The sequence below is a fragment of the Streptomyces sp. NPDC002787 genome (genome assembly GCF_053592095.1).
The window spans coordinates 260,894-278,321 of sequence record NZ_JBSFVC010000012.1; the positions used below are offsets into that span (position 1 = coordinate 260,894).

Here is a 17,428-nt window from a genome sequence, read left to right on the forward strand (position 1 = left end):
CGGGCCCCAACGTCCAGGGCCATCCCCCGCGCTCGCCGTGACGCAGATCCGTAGGGTGTAGCCCATGTCGGACGACTCACCCCTGATACGGAGCCTGCGCAGGGCGGTTGACGCGGCGCCGGCCGACGTACCGCTGCGGCTGCACCTGGCCGAACTCCTCCTGGAGGCCGGCCGGCCCGACCCGGCCGTCGCCGAGGTGGCCGTCGCGCTGCAGCACGCGCCCGGCGACGCGCAGGCGCGGGAGCTCATGATTCGCGCCATGGGGGTCACACGGCATCCCACCGCTGCGGCCGATCCGGGACCGGCGGCCGAGGCACGGACCTCCGGCCAGGATGCCGACGCCGCCCAGGCACCCGAGGAACCGCGGACCGGTTTCGACTGGCAGGCCGCCGAGGAGCAGGTCGGGGACGTCGTGCCGCCCAGATTCGTGGAGGCACCGCTCACGGCTGACGGCCGGGACGACCCGGGTGACGCGCCGGCCTGGGACGTGGAGCGGCCCGGAGACGGGAACAGGAACGGCGACGCGGCCGGAGCCGTACGGCTGGCCGACGTCGGGGGCATGCGGGAGGTCAAGGACCGGCTGGAGGCCGCCTTCCTCGCACCCCTGCGCAACCCCGAACTGCGTCGCCTGTACGGCAAGAGCCTGCGCGGCGGTCTGCTGCTGTACGGCCCGCCCGGCTGTGGCAAGACGTTCATCGCACGGGCCGTCGCGGGCGAACTGGGCGCCAGTTTCCTGTCCGTGTCCGTCAACGACGTCCTCGACATGTGGATCGGGAACTCCGAACGCAACATGCACCAGGTCTTCGAGACCGCCCGCCGCCAGGCCCCCTGCGTGGTCTTCCTCGACGAACTGGACGCCCTGGGCGCCAAGCGCAGCCGCAGTCTCCACAACGGCATGCGCAACACCGTCAACCAGCTGCTCACCGAGCTGGACGGCATCGACGCCGGAGCGAACGAAGGCGTGTTCGTGCTGGCCGCCACCAACGTGCCCTGGGACGTGGACATCGCCCTGCGCCGCCCCGGCCGCCTGGACCGCACCCTCCTGGTGCTGCCGCCCGACGCCCCGGCACGCGAGGCGATCATCCGCTACCACCTCCGCGACCGGCCCATCGTCAACGTCGACCTGGGCAAGCTGGCCAAGGCCACCGACGGCCTGTCCGGTGCCGACCTCGCCCACCTGTGCGAAGCGGCGGCCGAGCGCGCGCTCCTCGACTCGGCCCGCACCGGCACCGTACGGCTGATCGGCATGAAGGACCTGCTCGCCGCGGCGAAGGACATCGCGCCCTCCACCGACCCCTGGTTCGCCTCGGCCCGGAACGTGGCGATGTTCGCCAACGAGGGCGGCACCTACGACGACCTGATCGCCTACCTGAAGAAGAAGCGGAAGCTGTGACCACCCTGCACCCCGCCGTGGAGCGGGCCAACGCCCTCCTCGCCATCGACCGGCGCGACGAGGCCGAGGCCCTGGTACGACGACGGCTCGCCGAGGACCCCGAGGACATCCGCGCCTGGGTCAAGCTCGCCCAGTGCCATCTGGTGGAGCCCAAGGACGTGGAGGGGGCGTTCGACGCGACCGAGCGGGCGCTCGCCCTCGGCCCCGAGGACACGGGCGCGCTCATCATGCGCGCACACGCCCTGTGGGCCGCGGGCGGACGGCTGTCGGAGGCGGAGGAGGTGCTGCGCGAGGTCGTCCGCCTCGACCCGCACCACTGGTACGGCTACGCCAAGCTCGCCGACACCGTCTTCACCGGCGAAGTACTCCGCGTGGGCCGGGCCAAGGGCGGTACGCTCCGCGCGCATGATGTGGACGCCGCAGGCCGGGCCGCCGAGGAACTGGCCATGACGGCGCTACGCCTGGGCCCCGAAGAGGTCTACGCCCACGAGGTGGCCTGGAAGATCGCCTACCTGTCGGGCAACAGGACCGTCGCGGACCAGATGGACGAGGCGATCCTCCGCCTCGATCCCCAGCACCAGTACGCCCTGGCCCGTCGGGCCGAGAAGGCGGCGACCGCCCCGGGCGTCAAGGCGACGCAGGCGGCGACCGTGTACGCGGACGCACTGAGCGCCGCCCCGGAGTCGGCGTCGCTGCGCAACAAGCTCGACGACGCCTCCTACCGCCTCCTGCGCGGCGTGCGCTGGCTCGCCCTGCTCTGCCTGGCCCTCGCCGGCACCATGCTCGACCTCTTCGCGGTGGAGGGCGAGACCCAGCGGGAGCTGCCGGTGTCCCTCGGCCAACGCCTGTGGACCCTCGTCCCCATGGCCGTGATCTGGGCCCTGGGCGCCCTGCTGCGCTACCGCCGCCTGCGGGCCGGGATCCGGATCAACCTCCGCTCCCTGATCCACCGCCGCCGCTGGCCCCGCATCGTCCTGGCCCAGGCCACCTGGGCGATGTTCTGCGCCCTGCTGATCGCCCAGGTCCCCTGGTCGGACCGGACGGTCCCCCAGATCATCTTCTGGGCCGGCCTGCTGCCCACCGCCGCCACGATTCTCTTCGACCGGAAGAAGCGCGGCTGAGAAGCGACGGGGGCGGGGCCGACGGGACGTCACGTCACGGGAAAGTGGCCGTCAGCCCCTGCCAACCGGCTCAGGTGTCGATCTCACCCCGCCACGCGAACGTCAGCAGAGCCTTCGGCAGGTACTCCGACTCGACCTCGATGGGGAAGCCTTTGTCGTGAGCGAGGCAGGCGATCGCCAACGGGCCGAAGGCGACGAGGCCGTCACTGTTGATGGCCCGGTCGTCGTCCGCGGTCCAGTACTCCTTGTGCCAGCGGAGCGCGTCGACCAGCGCCTCGTTGAACTTCTCGTGGTCCTCACGCAGGTAGCGGTAGAAGAGGATGATCGGCGGAGACAGAATCGAGGACATGTAGTCCTGGTCCGCCCACCGCGCCGAGTCCGGACCGGTGCCGTCGACGGCGGCGACCAGATGGTCCCCCACGCCGTCCTGGCCGAGCCAGAAGCGCTGCAGGGTCTCCACCCAGGAGTAGACGTACTCGTCGAACGTCGCCCCCGACTCACGCAGCAATGAGATCGGAACCCGCGCCAGCTCACTCAGCCGGTCGTTCTCACGGCAGATCAGCGCGAGGTAGAAGGCTGTGACCCAGCTGCTGGCGTTCACGTGGGGCTGAGGCCCAGTGGGCGGAAGGTTCCGCTCCTTCTCCTTTATCCGGCAGGTCACCGTGCCGCCCTCGGGCGCGGTAGCCATCGTGAACCACGCCGAGCCCATCTGCATGGCGGTGACCCAGGCCTCCCAGGTTTCGAAGTTCTCGGCATCCGGGTCCACCTCGCAGCGAGCCTCGGCCAGGGTCAGCGCCGTACTCAGAGCCTCGCCCCGGGCGAGCTCCGACCGCTCGATGCGTTCCAGGATCCACTCCACGGTCTCAGCAAGCGCCGCCACTCCCGCTGCCGTATCGATGTCCGTGTCGGGATTGATGCTCGGCGGGTAGCCATGGCGGGGAATGCGCGTGACCACTGGCTCTCTCCTCTTAGTCGATCTGGAAGTGCTCCAGCTTCGCACCAGCGTAGGTGCCAGGGTTTTCCGCAGCCTTCACCATGACGTACTTCAGCTTGCCGTTCTCCAGAGCATCGAGTATCTGCAGTGCGATGGCTTCGTTCGTCACTGGCTTCCCCGTGCTGTCCAGCACCGGGTTGCCTGCGCTGTCTTTCGCGACGAGACCCCGGTTCCTCCGCATCTCGTTGATGATCGTGCGGATGTATGGCCTCGTCCCCTGCTGGACCATCCACCCGTCCTGCCCCGGCCCCACCCCCTTGCGCCATATCGGCTTCGCGTGCGGCGCCTTCGCCTCCGCGATCACGAGCGTGCCGTCATCGAGCCGATAGAGCTGATCGAACATGTTGGCACCGTTCGGCGTCTTCGGCAGATCGATCCACTGGGCGTCCGGGAACCGCTGCGGAATGACATGCCGCATGGCCGCCTGTTCACCAAGGGCCTCGGCGATCGAGCTGTTGTTGGACCGCCCCGGGAGCTGCGTGTCGAACGCGTCCTGCGCGCTGTTGAGCTTCGCCAGATTCTCGGGAGAAGGATCAGCCCTGTACGCCCGCTCGGCACGGGTGAGGTCGTTGGACACCTTGCGGTCCATGGCCGCGTCGTCGAGGTGGCCGACCTGGTCCGGCCGGACGGACCTACGGTCGAACGTCCCGGGGTCGAGCCTGCTCGTCGCGCCCGGCTTGGACGGCAGGGAATCCTTGGGGATCCAGCTGCCGTCCGAATCCTTGGCCAGGACCGGCAGCTCGTCCCCGTTCTCGTCCAGCGTCTTGATGCTCTTCCGGTGACCGTCGGAGCGGTAGAACTTCTCGAACCAGGTCTGATCAGGAGCGTTCGCCTTCCTGATCTGCTCGTCGATGATCTTCTTGGCCTCTTCGGGGGTACGCTCGCGCGGCTGCTGCCCCTCGTCGGCGGCCCTGGCGCCGCCGTCCACAGCGTCCCCGGCCCCGACGGCCTCGTCACCGATACGGCTCGCGTCGTCGCCTGCCCGCCCCGCGTCGTCCCCGGTACGCCCGAGATCGTCCAGCCCTCCGCCCCCGCCGGACCGCCCCGTCGGCAGGTTCTCGCCCGTACGTCCCCCGCTCCCGGTCAGGCTGTCGCCCCCGCGACCGCCCACCGCCGCGGTATCCCCGACCCGCGCCCCGGCCCCCACCAGCTCGCGATCGCCCAGCGCCCCCGGCGTCCCCTCCTGCCGAGCCACGCCCTCGCCGGCCCGCTGCTCCGCCGTCTTCTCGTGCTTGATGTCGTCCAGGGACTCCCGCACCGTGCCGTCGGCGTTGTGCACCACCAACGTCTTGGTGTCGAGGTAGACGACCTCGCCCTTGGGCGTCTCGAAGCGGACGGAGTTCTCGGGGGTGAGCCCGGCGGGAAGCTCGTCCGCGATGTTGGGGACGTCGGCGATCCGGTACGTCCCCTCGCCCAGCCGGATATGCGTACCGTTCGTGATCCCCCGCAGACTCGCCATGACGTCGCCGATCTTGACGGCGGTCGCGCCGACGCCCTTCGTGATGTACGTCATCGGATCGACGATCCGCCCCGCCCTGCCCGCGAACGAGATCGCCTTCGCGACGGCACCCGCCTTGCCGGCGCCGGCCACCGCCCCGCCCGCCCCACCCGTGAACACGGTGGTCAGGACGTTGAAGGTCACCGCCCCGGCCGCCCGCGACGGGTTCTTGCCCCACTGGTCGTAGGCGATCAGTGCCTTCCCGGTCTCCACCACCGCCGTCCGGGAGTCACGCAGCCAGGAGGGCAGCTTGTCGGCCGGCGTCAGCCAGTACGCGGCGCCGAGCGGTGTCGCCGTGATCACGATGCCCGTCAGGAGCTTCCCCAGCCCCGTCCACGCCTGGCCGGCCGCGTCCCAGCCGTCGACGCCCACCAGCGTGCCGAGCCCCCGGACGGTCCCCCACACGCCGTCGACGAAGAACCCGACGGTGAAGTCCCAGGCGTGCTCGTGGAAGTAGTACCAGGGGTTGTCCTCCTCGACGACGTCCCCCCACGGCAGACCGGCGGCGGCGTTGAGGTCCTCGGCGCGGTAGCCGTACATGTTCTCTTTGTTCGAGCCGTCGTTGACGACGAGCGGCTCGCCACCGACCAGCGCCACGATCTTGTTGTGGCAGGCCAGCTCGGCGGCCTGGAAGGCGGCCCAGGCGGCGTTCACCGCGTTACGGCGGGCCGTGTTCTCGTCGATGAGGTCGCCGTCCGCGACCCACTCGTCGTCGTCCGCGACGCGCCGCTCGAACGCCGCCGCCTCCTCACGCAAGGAGTTGAGCTTGTCGACCAGGGGCCGGACCTCGGCCGCGTAGTCCAGCAGCGCCTTGGAGACCGTGCCCAACTCGGTCTGCAGGTCGTGGCCGGCCGCCGCGACCGGTGCGGTCGTCGCGAAGAGCTGGTCGGCCTCGGGAGCCTTGTAGAAGGGCTCCAGCAGGTTGAAGTTGGCGTCGATCAGCAGACCGGCGGCACCCACCGCCATCCCGTCGAACGCGATGTCCCCGGCGTCCGTCTCCAGCTGCTCCAGATTCCCCGTGAACTCCGGTATCTCGGCCGAGACAACGGGCCTCTCCTCGCTCACGCCTACCCCCGTGGACGCCCTCGCGGATTCGTTTCCTCAACTCGGCGCCCGTCCCACGCACCTGACGCATGGACACATACGAACACCCAGTCGATCATTTGTACCAAAATTGCGATCGCGATCCCAGGCACTTCTGGCCAAAGCTCGCCCCACCCGGGCAACCGGCCCCCACACGCGACCCTTACGTCCCCATCAGGCACACTCGAACCCGAAGAACACCCCGTCAGAAGCGGGACGTGTCACGGGACATGTCGGTGAAGAGGGGAATAACGACGGACCCACACCCCAGGTTCCGGGTCTCCCTCGTTGCCCGGTGTAACGTTCCGTGATACACAGAGTGACGATATGACCCTTCATGCACCGTCCCGCGTCCCCCGTTAGGGTCCCAAGCGGGTCGGCGGCAAGGGATCCGTACGAAACCCGCCAATCAATGACGCCAAGTCGACATACGACAGCGTCATTGTCGGCGAGAATGGGCCCGACCTCTGCGCACCCGCGCGGAGGGTGCGGAGCGAACGCCGAGGCGCACGCGCCGCACAACCAGCGGAACTACCCACTAGGGGCGGTGACTTGCATGTTCGTTGCGGCCGACAAGGGCGACATCACCACCATCATCGGCGGAATCGCCCCGGACTGGGGGCCTTTCGGTAGCCTGGGCAACGAGGCGCGCGTGATGATCGAGGTCGTGATGGCGATCGCCATCCTCCTCTGTCTCGGCATCGCGATCTGGGGTGCGGCCAAACAGCGCATCGGCGCGACCGCCCTGCGCGACACCTTCAGCGCCGAACAGGGCAAAGGCCTCATCATCGCCGGCCTCACCGGCGTCTTCATCATCGGCTCACTGGGCACGCTCTTCACCATCGTGTACGGCATGGCCGTGTAGCGCGGCGGCAGGCCCTCGCCCCGGCCGGGCCGCCGGCCTCGCCCGGTTCCCCTTCCACCCCACCCGTCCGTCGTGCCCACCGGCTGAGGTTGCGTTTCCCTGATGTCGAGTCACCACACCGCGCCCGCGCGGGAACCAGCGCGGCTACCGTCGTACTGCTACGCCTTTCGGTACGACGTCGAAGTTGAAGGGGCGACTGCGGCATGAGTCTCGGCGACGAGCACGGGTACGGCGAGTCCTCGCGCGCCGGTGACGACGGAGCGTACGGGGGCTACGCCGGCACCGGCCAGACCCGAACCCGCCTCCCCGAAGGCGGCGCCTCCCCCTACGGCGGCGCCCCCCGCCGCCCCCGCTCCTCCTCCAGAAGCCTCGTCACCGTCGTCGGCGTGGTCGTCCTCCTCATCGCCGCGATCGCCTTCGCGAACCGAGGAGGCGGCGATTCCGCCGGAGACGGCGGCTCCAGCGGCGACAAGGCGGAGACGGCACCTACGGCGGCGTCGGGGGAGCGGCCGGTGGAAACGAAGACGGCCGGCATCCCCTCAGGCTTCGCGCACGACCAACAGGGGGCCGAATCGGCGGCGGCCAACTACTCCGTGGTGCTGGTCTCTGCCGACATCCTCAAACCGGTCCGGCGGAGCGAAATCGTCCAGCAGGTCTTCGTGGCCGACAAGGCGGCGGACCTGGAGGACAGCATGAACAAGGCCTACGACCAGGACTTCCTGGCAAACGTCGGCCTGGACGAGAACGGCAACGCACCGACCGGCAGCACGTACGTCTCCCGCACGATGCCGGTCGGTACCAAGTCCACGAGTTACTCCGACAGCACCGCCACCGTCGAAGTGTGGTGCACCGGTGTGTTCGGCATGGCGGCAGAGGACACCACCAGCCCGGTCACCAGTGACTGGTTCACCATGACCCTCCAGCTCCGCTGGGAGGACGGCGACTGGAAGGTCGAGAGCTTCGCGCAGAAGGAAGGCCCCGCGCCGGTCAACGGCGACAACAAGATCTCGACGGCCGACGAGATCTCCAAGGCCGTCGAGGAGTACGGAGGGTTCACCTATGCCCGGTAGGCCACACCGCGTACTCAACGTCGCCGCAGCCCTCACCGCCCTACAGACCGCAGCCGTTCTGCTGGCCACCAAAGCAGCGGCGGCGCCCACCCCGTCGCCCTCGCCTTCGCCCTCCGACGACCGGTGCGACCTCATCGTCGGCCCCGCCAAGGACTACTGCGAACGCGGCGCCAACGAAAAACCCGACACCAGCACCCTCCCCAACGACGTCACCACCACCCTCGACCCCCTCTCCTCCCTGGCCCAAGGCTGCGCCGACGCCGCCTCCTGGACCGTCGACCAGCTCTCCAAGGCCGTCAACGAGACCGCGAACGTCGACTTCACGAACATGACGTTCCTGAAGCACTACGCCGTGGTGTTCGGCGCCTCCGCGATCCTCACCCTCGTGCTCTGGCTGCTCGCGGTGACGAAGCGAGCAGTACGAGGCGTGCCGTTCACGACGGCGATCTCGGAGGCCGTCGGCTTCCTCTGGCTCACCGTGGTGGCGTCAGCCTTCACCCCGCTGATCCTCTACACCGTCGTCTCGGCCACCGACGGCGTCAGCGACATCATCGCCCAGACGACCGGCAACCAGACGGACACCTTCTTCGGCACGTTCTCCGAGGCCCTGAAGCAGGGCAACGACATCGGCGGCGGCCCGATCATGCTGATCCTGGTCTCGCTGATCTCCATCGTCGCCGCCGGAGTGCTCTACCTGGAGCTGTACCTGAGGGCCGTCCTCCTCTACGTCGGCGCCCTCCTCGGCGTCGTCGTCTACGCCGGCCTCGTCGACAAGGACCTCTGGGGCCACGTCCGCCGCTGGGCGGGCATCATGATCGCGATCATCCTGGTCAAGCCCGTCATCGTCATCGTGCTCGGCCTCGCCGGCGCCCTGACCACGGAGGAGGGCCCCGACTCCCTCGCCGCCGTCGTCTCCGGCCTCGCCATCATCCTCCTCGCCATCTTCGCCTCGGCGATGATCTACCGCTTCGTCCCGGGCTTCGGCGACGAGATCGCCAACTCCCGCAACAACCGCATCATGCGCGGCGCCGAAGGCAAGGCCGCCGCCGTGATCAGTTCCCCCGCCACCCTCGTCGCCCAGGGCATCAAGACCCACAGCAGCAGGGCCGACAACAACGGCGGCGGAGGCGGCGGAAGCAGCACCCCCCGCCAGGCCAACCCCGCATCCGGCGGCGTGGCCGCCCACAGCTCGCGCACCCCGAACGGAGGCGGCGGAACTGTCCCCTCCGCCGCACCTCCGCCCCGTACGAGCCCGGCCAACACCCCCCACGCCAGTAACACCCGCAACAGCAATCGCACGGGAGGTGAAGGGCGTTGACGACCGAGTCCCACCTGTCCCATCCGGTCACGCCCCGCCGTACATATCTGATCGGCCGCGCCCGGCCGAACGCGATCATCGGCCGGAACCGCGAGTCCGGCGAGATCGCGTTGATCATCGCGGGCGCGTTCCTCGGCATGATGTGCGGCCTCCTCGTCCCGGTGCTCGTCCCGCGCATCGCCCTGCTGACGGGCTTCCCGCTGCTGGCGCTGGCCGCGGTGTACGTGCCGTACAAGCGGCGGACGTTCTACAAGTGGTTCGAGATCAACCGCAGTTACAAGCGCAACCTGCGCAAGGGCACGGCGTACCGTTCCGCCGCCATGGAGGCCGGCACGCGCCTCGACGGCCGTGAGGTCGAGGTCGGACCCCCGCCGGGCATCGGCCGCATCACCTGGCTGGCCGCACCCTTCGGCCCCGACGAGATCGCCGTCCTGCTGCACGCCGACCGCCGTACCGTCACCGCCGCCATCGAGATCGAGGGCCCGGGCGTCGGCCTGCGCGACTCCGAGGACCAGGAAGCCCTCGTCGACCGCTTCGGCACCCTCCTCAAGCACGTGGCCAACGGCGACGGCTTCGTCACCCGCCTGCAGATGCTCGCCCGCACGCTCCCGGCCGACCCGGACGCCCACGCCAAGGATGTCGCCCAGCGCGGCGACGAGCGCGCCCCGGGCTGGCTGCAGCAGTCGTACGACCAGCTGCAGTCCATGGTCTCCACGAGCAGCGAGCAGCACCGCGCGTACCTCGTCGCCTGTATGCACTACAACCGCGAACTGGCCGCCGAAGCGCAGGCCATGGCCCGTGCGGCCCGCCCGCAGGGCCGCAAGATGGACAAGGACGCGGGCCTCGCCGTCGTCATGGCCCGCGAGCTGACGGACATCTGCTCGCGCCTCCAGGAGGCCGACATCCGCGTACGGCAGCCGCTCGGCCAGGGCCGCCTCGCCTCCCTCATCCACTCGATGTACGACCCGGACCACCCCATCGACCACATCCAGGCCATGACCAAGCGCAACGCCTGGCCGGCCGAGCTGGACGCGATGGAACCGGACTACCTCCAGGCCAAGACCCGCGAGTCCTCCACCCGCGCCCCCTGGTGCCACGCCACGGCCTGGGTGAAGGAGTGGCCGATGACCCCGGTCGGCGTCAACTTCCTGGCCCCGCTCCTGGTCCACACCCCGGACGTCATCCGCACCGTCGCCGTCACGATGGACCTCGAACCCACCGAGGTCGCCATCGAACGCATGCTCACCGAGAAGACGAACGACGAGGCGGAGGCGTCCCGCGCCGCCAAGATGAACCGCACCGTCGACCCCCGGGACGTGGCCTCCCACTCCCGCCTCGACCAGCGCGGCGAGGACCTCGCCAGCGGCGCGGCCGGCGTCAACCTCGTCGGCTACATCACCGTCTCCTCCCGCTCCCCGGAGGCACTGGCACGCGACAAGCGGACGATAAGGGCATCGGCCGGCAAGTCGTACCTGAAACTGGAGTGGTGCGACCGCGAGCACCACCGCGCCTTCGTCAACACGCTCCCGTTCGCCACCGGAATCCGAAGGTAGGGCCACCGCGATGCGGGATCACCCGATCCAACCGCACCTGGAGGTGAAGCACTGATGCGGGACCCGATGTCCGCCCTCACGGACGCCTTCACGTCCTTCCTCTTCGGCAAGGTCGAGACGACCCGCCTCCCCGTGCGCACCTCCACGGGCCAGGCCCAGGCGGTCTACCTCCCGACCGCCGCCCCCGGCCTCGGCGACTCGGGCGTGATCATCGGCCGCGAGGTCTACTCCGGCAAGGGCTACATCTACGACCCCTTCCAGCTCTACGGCCAGCAGCTCCCCGCCCCGCACTGGCTCGTCCTCGGCGAGTCCGGCAACGGCAAGTCGGCCCTGGAGAAGACGTACGTCCTGCGGCAGTTGCGCTTCCGCGACCGCCAGGTCGTCGTCCTCGACGCCCAGGGCGAGGACGGCGTCGGCGAATGGAACCTCATCGCCGAGGAGCTGGGAATAACCCCCATCCGCCTGGACCCGACGGCCGCCCTGGACATGGGCATCCGCCTCAACCCCCTCGACCCCTCGATCACCACGACGGGCCAGCTCGCGCTGCTCCGCACGATCATCGAGGTCGCGATGGGCCACGGCCTGGACGAACGCTCCGGCTTCGCCCTCAAGGTCGCCCACGCCTACGTCAACGAGACGATCGTCGAGCGTCAGCCGGTCCTCACCGACATCGTCGAGCGACTCCGCCATCCCGAGCCGGAGTCGGCGGAGGCGATGAACGTCGCCATAGACGACGTACGGGCGTGGGGCCTGGACGTGGCGCTGGTCCTGGACCGCCTGGTCGACGGTGACCTCAGGGGCATGTTCGACGGCCCGACGACGGTCGGCATCGACCTGGACGCCCCCCTCATCGTCTTCGACCTGTCCCACATCGACCGCAACTCCATCGCCATGCCCATTCTCATGGCGATCGTCGGCGTGTGGCTGGAGCACACCTGGATCCGCCCCGACCGGAAGAAGCGCATCTTCCTGGTCGAGGAGGCCTGGCACATCATCAACAGCCCCTTCGTCGCCCAGCTCTTCCAGCGCCTGCTGAAGTTCGGCCGACGGCTCGGTCTGTCCTTCGTCGCCGTCGTCCACCACCTGTCCGACGTCGTCGACGGCGCGGCGGCGAAGGAGGCGTCCGCGATCCTCAAGATGGCATCGACACGGACGATCTACGCCCAGAAGGCGGACGAGGCGAGGGCGACCGGCCGCGTCCTCGGCCTCCCCCGCTGGGCGGTGGAGATCATCCCCACGCTCACCCCCGGTATCGCCGTCTGGGACGTCAACGGCAACGTCCAGGTGGTCAAACACCTGATCACCGAGACCGAACGCCCCCTGGTCTTCACCGACCGCGCGATGACCGAATCGTCCACCGACCACCTGCTGGACGAGGACGACGCCATGCGCGCCGCCGAACTGGAGGCGGAGGAAAGGGCGGCCGCGTTCGTCGAACAGCAACTGAGCGACGTCGACGGATACGGCTCCTCCGAGTCCACGGTGGCCTGAGCGGGACCCGGGACCAGGGACGAGCCGGAACGAACGAGCAGGGGCAGGGCGAGGGAACGGCGTGAACGGCGGCAGAGGATACGGCGTGAACGGCGGCGTGCGATGAGACCGGACGACCGGCGCCCCGAGCGGGGCGGAGGCGGCATCCCCGACGGGCTGCTGATCGCCCTCCTCGGCTTCCTGGTGGGCCTGACCCTGCTGGTCTGGTCGGCCACCGGCCTGGCCGGCCTCTTCGCCCACGGCGCCTGGCCCGACGGCGTCACCTTCACCCGCACCCCCCTGGCCGTACGCGGCCTGATCTCCGACCCCCAGGACCTCCCCGCCGCCTGGCCGGACACCCCCGCCGGCCAGCTCTCCGGTTACGGCCTCTTCTGGGGCCTCCTCATCGGCCAGCTCATGGTCCTCCTGGTCCTCACCGTCTTCGTCATGGGCACGCTGGCCCGCTGGAGAGCCGTACGAGCGAGGGAGAAGGCGGCACGGGCCCAGGGGCAGAACAGCGCCGCGACAGGGCCACCGACCGAGCACCCCGGCCCCACCACTCCGTACGCCGGGGGTTACACCGGGGGCTACACCGGGGGACACGCCCACAACGAGGGCCCGGCCACCGGCGCTCCCACGGCGCCGACCGCCCCGGCCCAGCCGCACACCGAAGGCCACGTCCACCCCGCGGCTCCGACGGCCGGCACCACCGGAGGGCCCGCGACCACTCCTGCCCCACCGGCCGACGGAAGCCATACGGCCACCACCTCGACGTCCGGCGGCCTCGCTCCGCCCGCCGGCTTCCCCGCCACGGCCTCGGCGCCCTCCACACCGGTCCCCGAGCCACGCCACGGCGCCGTCTCCCCGCCGCTCACCACGGCGGCCAAGAGCGGCGCGGAGCTCGCGACCCCGCCCGGCGCACACCCCACCACCGCCTGGACCACCACGACCGGTACGGAAACCGTCGTCCTCGGCCCCGCCGAATCCCGCCGCCCCGTCGCCACCCAGGCCGTCCGGGACGCCGAAGGCCCCGCCCTGGTGGTCACCTCCGACCCCACCCTCTGGTCCGACACGAAGGACGCCCGCGCGAAACTGGGCCCGGTCCTCCTCTACGACCCCGCGCACCGCTGCGACACCCCGGCCCGCCTGCACTGGTCCCCCCTCGCCGGCTGCGAGGACAAGCCGACGGCGCTGGCCAGGGCGACCGCACTCCTCGCCCCCATCCGCCCCACCGCCAAAATCGACCAGGCCATGGCGGACACGGCGGAAACCCTCCTGCGCAGCTACCTCCACGCTGCCGCCCTGGACACCCGCACCATCCGCCATCTGCACCGCTGGGCCCAGGGCGGCAACGTCCAGGAAGCGGTACGCATCCTCCGTACCCACCCGAAGGCGGCCCCCGGCGCGGCGGGCGAACTGGAGTCGGCCCTCACCTCGCACCCCGAACGCCGGGACATCGCCCAGCAGTTGACGGCCCGCGCCCTGTCCGCCCTGTCCACGGTCAACGTCCGGGAAGCCTGCACCCCGAACAGGGCGGACTCCCTGGCCCTGGATTCCTTCGTGCACGAGGGGGGAACGCTCTATGTGGTCGGCGACCCCATCGAGGACCCCAAGGCGAACCCCTCCGCCATGCCCCTTCTGACGGCCCTCGCCTCAAGCGTGGTCGAGCGCGGCCGGCGCATGGCCGAACGGTCATCCTCCGGCCGCCTCGACCCACCACTCACCCTGGTCCTGGACGACGTGGCAGCCGTGGCCCCGCTCCCCCAACTCCCCGGGCTCCTCGCCGACGGCCCCGACCGCGGCCTCCCCACCCTGGCCCTGCTCCGCTCCCGCGAACAGGCCAGATCCCGCTGGCCGAACCACGAACTCCCGCTGCCCTAACGCCCGTCCACCCTCACGGATCAGGGACCGCCACCCTCACCGGCACTGCCCCCCTGGGGCACCGCGTACCCGGCAACGGACGGCCACCGCACGGTCAGCACCACCGACTCCTCCTCCGCGACCCAGGAGTGGTCCACGCCGCGCCCCCAGACGACGTAGTCACCCTGCCGTTCCAGCACGACACTGCGGCCGGGAAAGTCGACACGGAAGCGCCCGCTGATGAGCACCTGCAGAGCCGTACGCTCCTCACCCCGCACCCACTGCGCCCGCGTGTCACCGCGCGGATGGACGCCCCACTTGATCTCCACCTCGTCGCTGTGGCGAGGATCGCCGTCCGGCTTGAAGTGCCCGAGCAGCCAGCCACGGTCCAGCGCCGCGTCCTTGCCCGCGTTGCCCACATACACACTGTCGTCCATGCCGCCGAACGCTAACACCGGCCCACCCGGCCACCACGCCTACGCCGATGCCAGCACGTACTCCAACTCCCGCCCCTCAGCGCCCTCGACCACGACCCCGCTGCCCACGAAGCCGACCCGCCGGTAGAAGGCCGCGGCCCTCCCGTTCCCCTCGTTCACGAACAGCCGCACCCGCTCGACCCCGACCTCCCGAGCCCACTCCAACGCGGCCGCGAACAGCGCCTCGCCCACGCCCTTCCCCCGATGCCCGTCGCGCAGGAACACTCCCACCAGATGCGCCTGCCGCCGCTCGACGACCGCCCCGAAGAAGTCCCGCACCCCGGCCTCCTCCACGAGCACGGTCACCGTCCCGACCCACCCCTCGGCCCCGCTCTCCGCGACGAACTGCCGCCGGTCCAGAACCCCCTCCGCGGCCCCCTCCGTCCGCTCCCTCCAGTACGCGTCCGACCGCGCCACGGCAGCCTCGTACGTCTCGAGGAACGCGAGATGCGCCACCGGATCCCGCAGCGCGGCCAGCCTCAACTCCCGTGCCTCCCGCCACTCCTCGGCACGGACGGACCGGATCCGATACTTCTCAGGGACGGCGGGGTTCGAGACATTCGCTGGCAGCTCCATGCCGGCCACCGTAGTACCGGGGTACTACACCTTCATCCGATTTCCGGCCCCGGTCGGACACCCCGCCCCCGTCCACGTACGAGGATGCCTCCGTGACAAGCGACGGCACCCAGCACGACTGGCAGCCAACCGGCCCCCAGCCCCTCACCCGCCACTTCCAGCACATCACCCACCGAGCGCGCGACCTGGACCGCCGCCGCCCTCGCCTCTGGGACCTCCTCGTCACCGGCTTCTTCGTGACGGCCGCCCTCATCGACTACACGAGCGGCGGCTGGCGGAACGTCGCCGAGAACCCCACACTCCCCGGCTGGCTGATCGCCTCCCTCTCCCTGGGCATCACCCTCCCCCTCCTCCAGCGCCGCACCCACCCCTTCGCAGCGCTCCTGACGATGCTCCCGTTCTCCCTCGTCAACACCTGGACAGGCGCCTTCCTCCAAACCGGGCAGCTCTGCCTGCTCGCCCTCTTCCACGTAGCCCTGCGCACCCGCCACCGCACCCTGCTCTGGTCATACGCCCTGACGCTGCTCCCCTTCGTGCTCGGCGGCCTCCGTCACCCCGCCGAACAGGGCCTCGACCAGAACATCGTCCCGGCGGCGACGGCCCTCGCCCTCGCCGCGGTCGCCGGCATCGCCGTCCGCACCCGCAAGGAGTACCTGGCCTCCCTGGTCGAACGCGCCCACCAGCTCGAAGTCGAACGCGACCAGCAGCTCCGCCTCGCCGCCGCCGCCGAACGCGCGCGCATAGCCCGCGAGATGCACGACATCATCGGCCACAACCTCTCCGTCATCACCGGCCTGGCCGACGGCGGCCGCTACGCGGCACCGAAGAACCCCGACCGCGCCACCGAGGCCCTCACCGCCATAGCCACCACCAGCCGCCAGGCCCTCTCCGAACTACGCCGCCTCCTGGACGTCCTCCGCGACGACCCCGTCGACCCGACGGCACCCACCCCACCGGCCGACCTCACCCCTCAGCCCACCCTCACCGACCTCGACCGGCTCATCACCGGCGTACGCGCCGCGGGCCTCCCCGTCGACACCACCATCCATGGCAGCCCCGTCCTTCCCCCCGGCCGCCAGCTCACCGTCTACCGCGTCATCCAGGAAGCCCTCACCAACACCCTCAAACACGCCGGCCCAGGCGCCACGTCGCACGTCCTCATCTCCTACGAGGACTCCGGCGCGGTCTCCTGCACGATCACCGACACCAGCGACAGCACCCCCGCCCCGGCCTCCCCAACGAACAGCGGCCGCGGCCTCCCCGGCATGCGCGAACGAACGGCCCTGTACGGCGGCACACTTGAGGCCGGCCCTCTTCCCCACCCGCGACGCGGCTGGCGAGTACACCTTCACCTCCCGGAGGAAACCCCGCAGTGACCACCGTCCTCATCGCCGACGACCAGCCCCTCCAGCGCCTCGGCTTCCGCATGCTCCTGGAGAGCCAGGACGACCTGACGGTCCTGGGCGAGGCACCCGGCGGCAGCGAGGCGGTCCGTATGACGGCCGAGCTCCACCCCGACGTGGTCCTGATGGACGTCCGCATGCCCGGCCTCGACGGCATTGAGGCGACCCGCCGTATCGTCTCCGCGGGCGACCGCACCCGCGTCCTCATCCTCACCACGTTCGACCTCGACGAGTACGCCTACGCCGGCCTCCGCGTCGGCGCCTCGGGCTTCCTGGTCAAGGACGCCCTCCCCGAGGAACTCCTCTCCGGCATACGAGCCGTAGCCTCCGGAGACGCGGTCGTGGCCCCCAGTCTCACCCGACGCCTCCTGGACACCTACGCCCACCACCTGCCGAAACCCGGAGAGCCCACCGAACCCGCCCTCCCGGACCCACGTCTGGCATCGCTCACGGACCGCGAACGGGAAATCCTCATGGTCATCGGCAAAGGCTGGACGAACAGCGAGATAGCCACTCGCCTCCACCTCGCGGAATCGACGGTGAAGACCCACGTGGGCCGTGTTCTCGCGAAGACGGGCTCACGGGACCGCATCCAGGCGGTGATCCTGGCGTACGACACGAAACTGGTCGAGCCGTCCTGAAAAACGATCCGGAAACGCAGAAAACCCCCGCCGGTTTCCCGGCAGGGGTTTTCTCAATAATTGTTCGGCGGTGTCCTACTCTCCCACAGGGTCCCCCCTGCAGTACC

The 17,428-nt window shown here is 70.2% G+C and carries 14 protein-coding genes; 10 read left to right on the forward strand and 4 right to left on the reverse strand.

Going from position 1 to position 17,428, the window contains the following annotated elements; genetic code table 11:
- Positions 1-64: 64 nt before the first annotated feature.
- Together ACWD26_RS19050 and ACWD26_RS19055 are read left to right on the forward strand one after the other, a co-directional pair.
- Positions 65-1,393: an AAA family ATPase gene (locus tag ACWD26_RS19050; RefSeq protein WP_451271434.1), complete on the forward strand. Its 1,329-nt coding sequence runs from the start codon at positions 65-67 to the stop codon at positions 1,391-1,393.
- Positions 1,390-2,514 (forward strand): tetratricopeptide repeat protein, encoded by a 1,125-nt coding sequence (locus ACWD26_RS19055; protein ID WP_451271436.1) that lies wholly within the window; start codon positions 1,390-1,392, stop codon positions 2,512-2,514. The genes ACWD26_RS19050 and ACWD26_RS19055 overlap by 4 nt, the downstream gene beginning before the upstream one ends.
- Positions 2,515-2,584: 70 nt before the next feature.
- On the opposite strand, the gene ACWD26_RS19060 is transcribed toward ACWD26_RS19055, so the two are convergent.
- A complete protein-coding gene (locus tag ACWD26_RS19060) occupies positions 2,585-3,469 on the reverse strand; it encodes an immunity 49 family protein (protein WP_451271438.1) in 885 nt (294 codons plus the stop codon).
- Positions 3,470-3,482: 13 nt separating this feature from the next.
- Complete coding sequence (locus ACWD26_RS19065) at positions 3,483-6,071, reverse strand: hypothetical protein (RefSeq protein WP_451271440.1); 2,589 nt, start codon at positions 6,069-6,071, stop codon at positions 3,483-3,485.
- A gap of 574 nt (positions 6,072-6,645) precedes the next feature.
- Between ACWD26_RS19065 and ACWD26_RS19070 the strand changes: the two genes are divergently transcribed.
- From ACWD26_RS19070 to ACWD26_RS19095, 6 genes are all read left to right on the forward strand, one after another.
- Positions 6,646-6,954, forward strand: a complete 309-nt coding sequence (locus tag ACWD26_RS19070) for a hypothetical protein (RefSeq protein WP_005476966.1) — start codon at positions 6,646-6,648, stop codon at positions 6,952-6,954.
- Positions 6,955-7,157: 203 nt separating this feature from the next.
- Positions 7,158-8,024, forward strand: coding sequence for a hypothetical protein (locus ACWD26_RS19075; RefSeq protein ID WP_451271442.1), 867 nt, complete (start codon positions 7,158-7,160; stop codon positions 8,022-8,024).
- Complete coding sequence (locus ACWD26_RS19080; protein WP_451271444.1) at positions 8,014-9,342, forward strand: hypothetical protein; 1,329 nt, start codon at positions 8,014-8,016, stop codon at positions 9,340-9,342. The genes ACWD26_RS19075 and ACWD26_RS19080 overlap by 11 nt, the downstream gene beginning before the upstream one ends.
- Positions 9,339-10,895: an SCO6880 family protein gene (locus tag ACWD26_RS19085; RefSeq protein WP_451271446.1), complete on the forward strand. Its 1,557-nt coding sequence runs from the start codon at positions 9,339-9,341 to the stop codon at positions 10,893-10,895. Before ACWD26_RS19080 ends, ACWD26_RS19085 begins: the two co-directional genes overlap by 4 nt.
- A gap of 54 nt (positions 10,896-10,949) precedes the next feature.
- Positions 10,950-12,386 (forward strand): ATP-binding protein, encoded by a 1,437-nt coding sequence (locus ACWD26_RS19090; RefSeq protein WP_451271448.1) that lies wholly within the window; start codon positions 10,950-10,952, stop codon positions 12,384-12,386.
- A gap of 102 nt (positions 12,387-12,488) precedes the next feature.
- Positions 12,489-14,246 carry a type VI secretion protein gene (locus tag ACWD26_RS19095; RefSeq protein ID WP_451271450.1) on the forward strand — a complete coding sequence of 586 codons (1,758 nt, stop codon included), beginning with the start codon at positions 12,489-12,491 and terminating at the stop codon, positions 14,244-14,246.
- Positions 14,247-14,266: 20 nt separating this feature from the next.
- On the opposite strand, the gene ACWD26_RS19100 is transcribed toward ACWD26_RS19095, so the two are convergent.
- Positions 14,267-14,662: a signal peptidase I gene (locus ACWD26_RS19100; RefSeq protein WP_451271452.1), complete on the reverse strand. Its 396-nt coding sequence runs from the start codon at positions 14,660-14,662 to the stop codon at positions 14,267-14,269.
- Positions 14,663-14,701: 39 nt separating this feature from the next.
- The gene (locus ACWD26_RS19105; RefSeq protein WP_451271454.1) at positions 14,702-15,277 is read right to left on the reverse strand and encodes a GNAT family N-acetyltransferase; all 576 of its coding nucleotides are present in this window, start codon (positions 15,275-15,277) and stop codon (positions 14,702-14,704) included.
- A 92-nt stretch (positions 15,278-15,369) separates the two neighbouring features.
- On the opposite strand from ACWD26_RS19105, the gene ACWD26_RS19110 reads away from it, so the two are divergent.
- A complete protein-coding gene (locus tag ACWD26_RS19110; protein WP_451271456.1) occupies positions 15,370-16,653 on the forward strand; it encodes a sensor histidine kinase in 1,284 nt (427 codons plus the stop codon).
- On the forward strand, positions 16,650-17,321 hold the full coding sequence (locus ACWD26_RS19115) for a response regulator (RefSeq protein WP_451271458.1): 672 nt from the start codon (positions 16,650-16,652) through the stop codon (positions 17,319-17,321). The genes ACWD26_RS19110 and ACWD26_RS19115 overlap by 4 nt, the downstream gene beginning before the upstream one ends.
- The last annotated feature ends 107 nt before the right edge of the window (positions 17,322-17,428 follow it).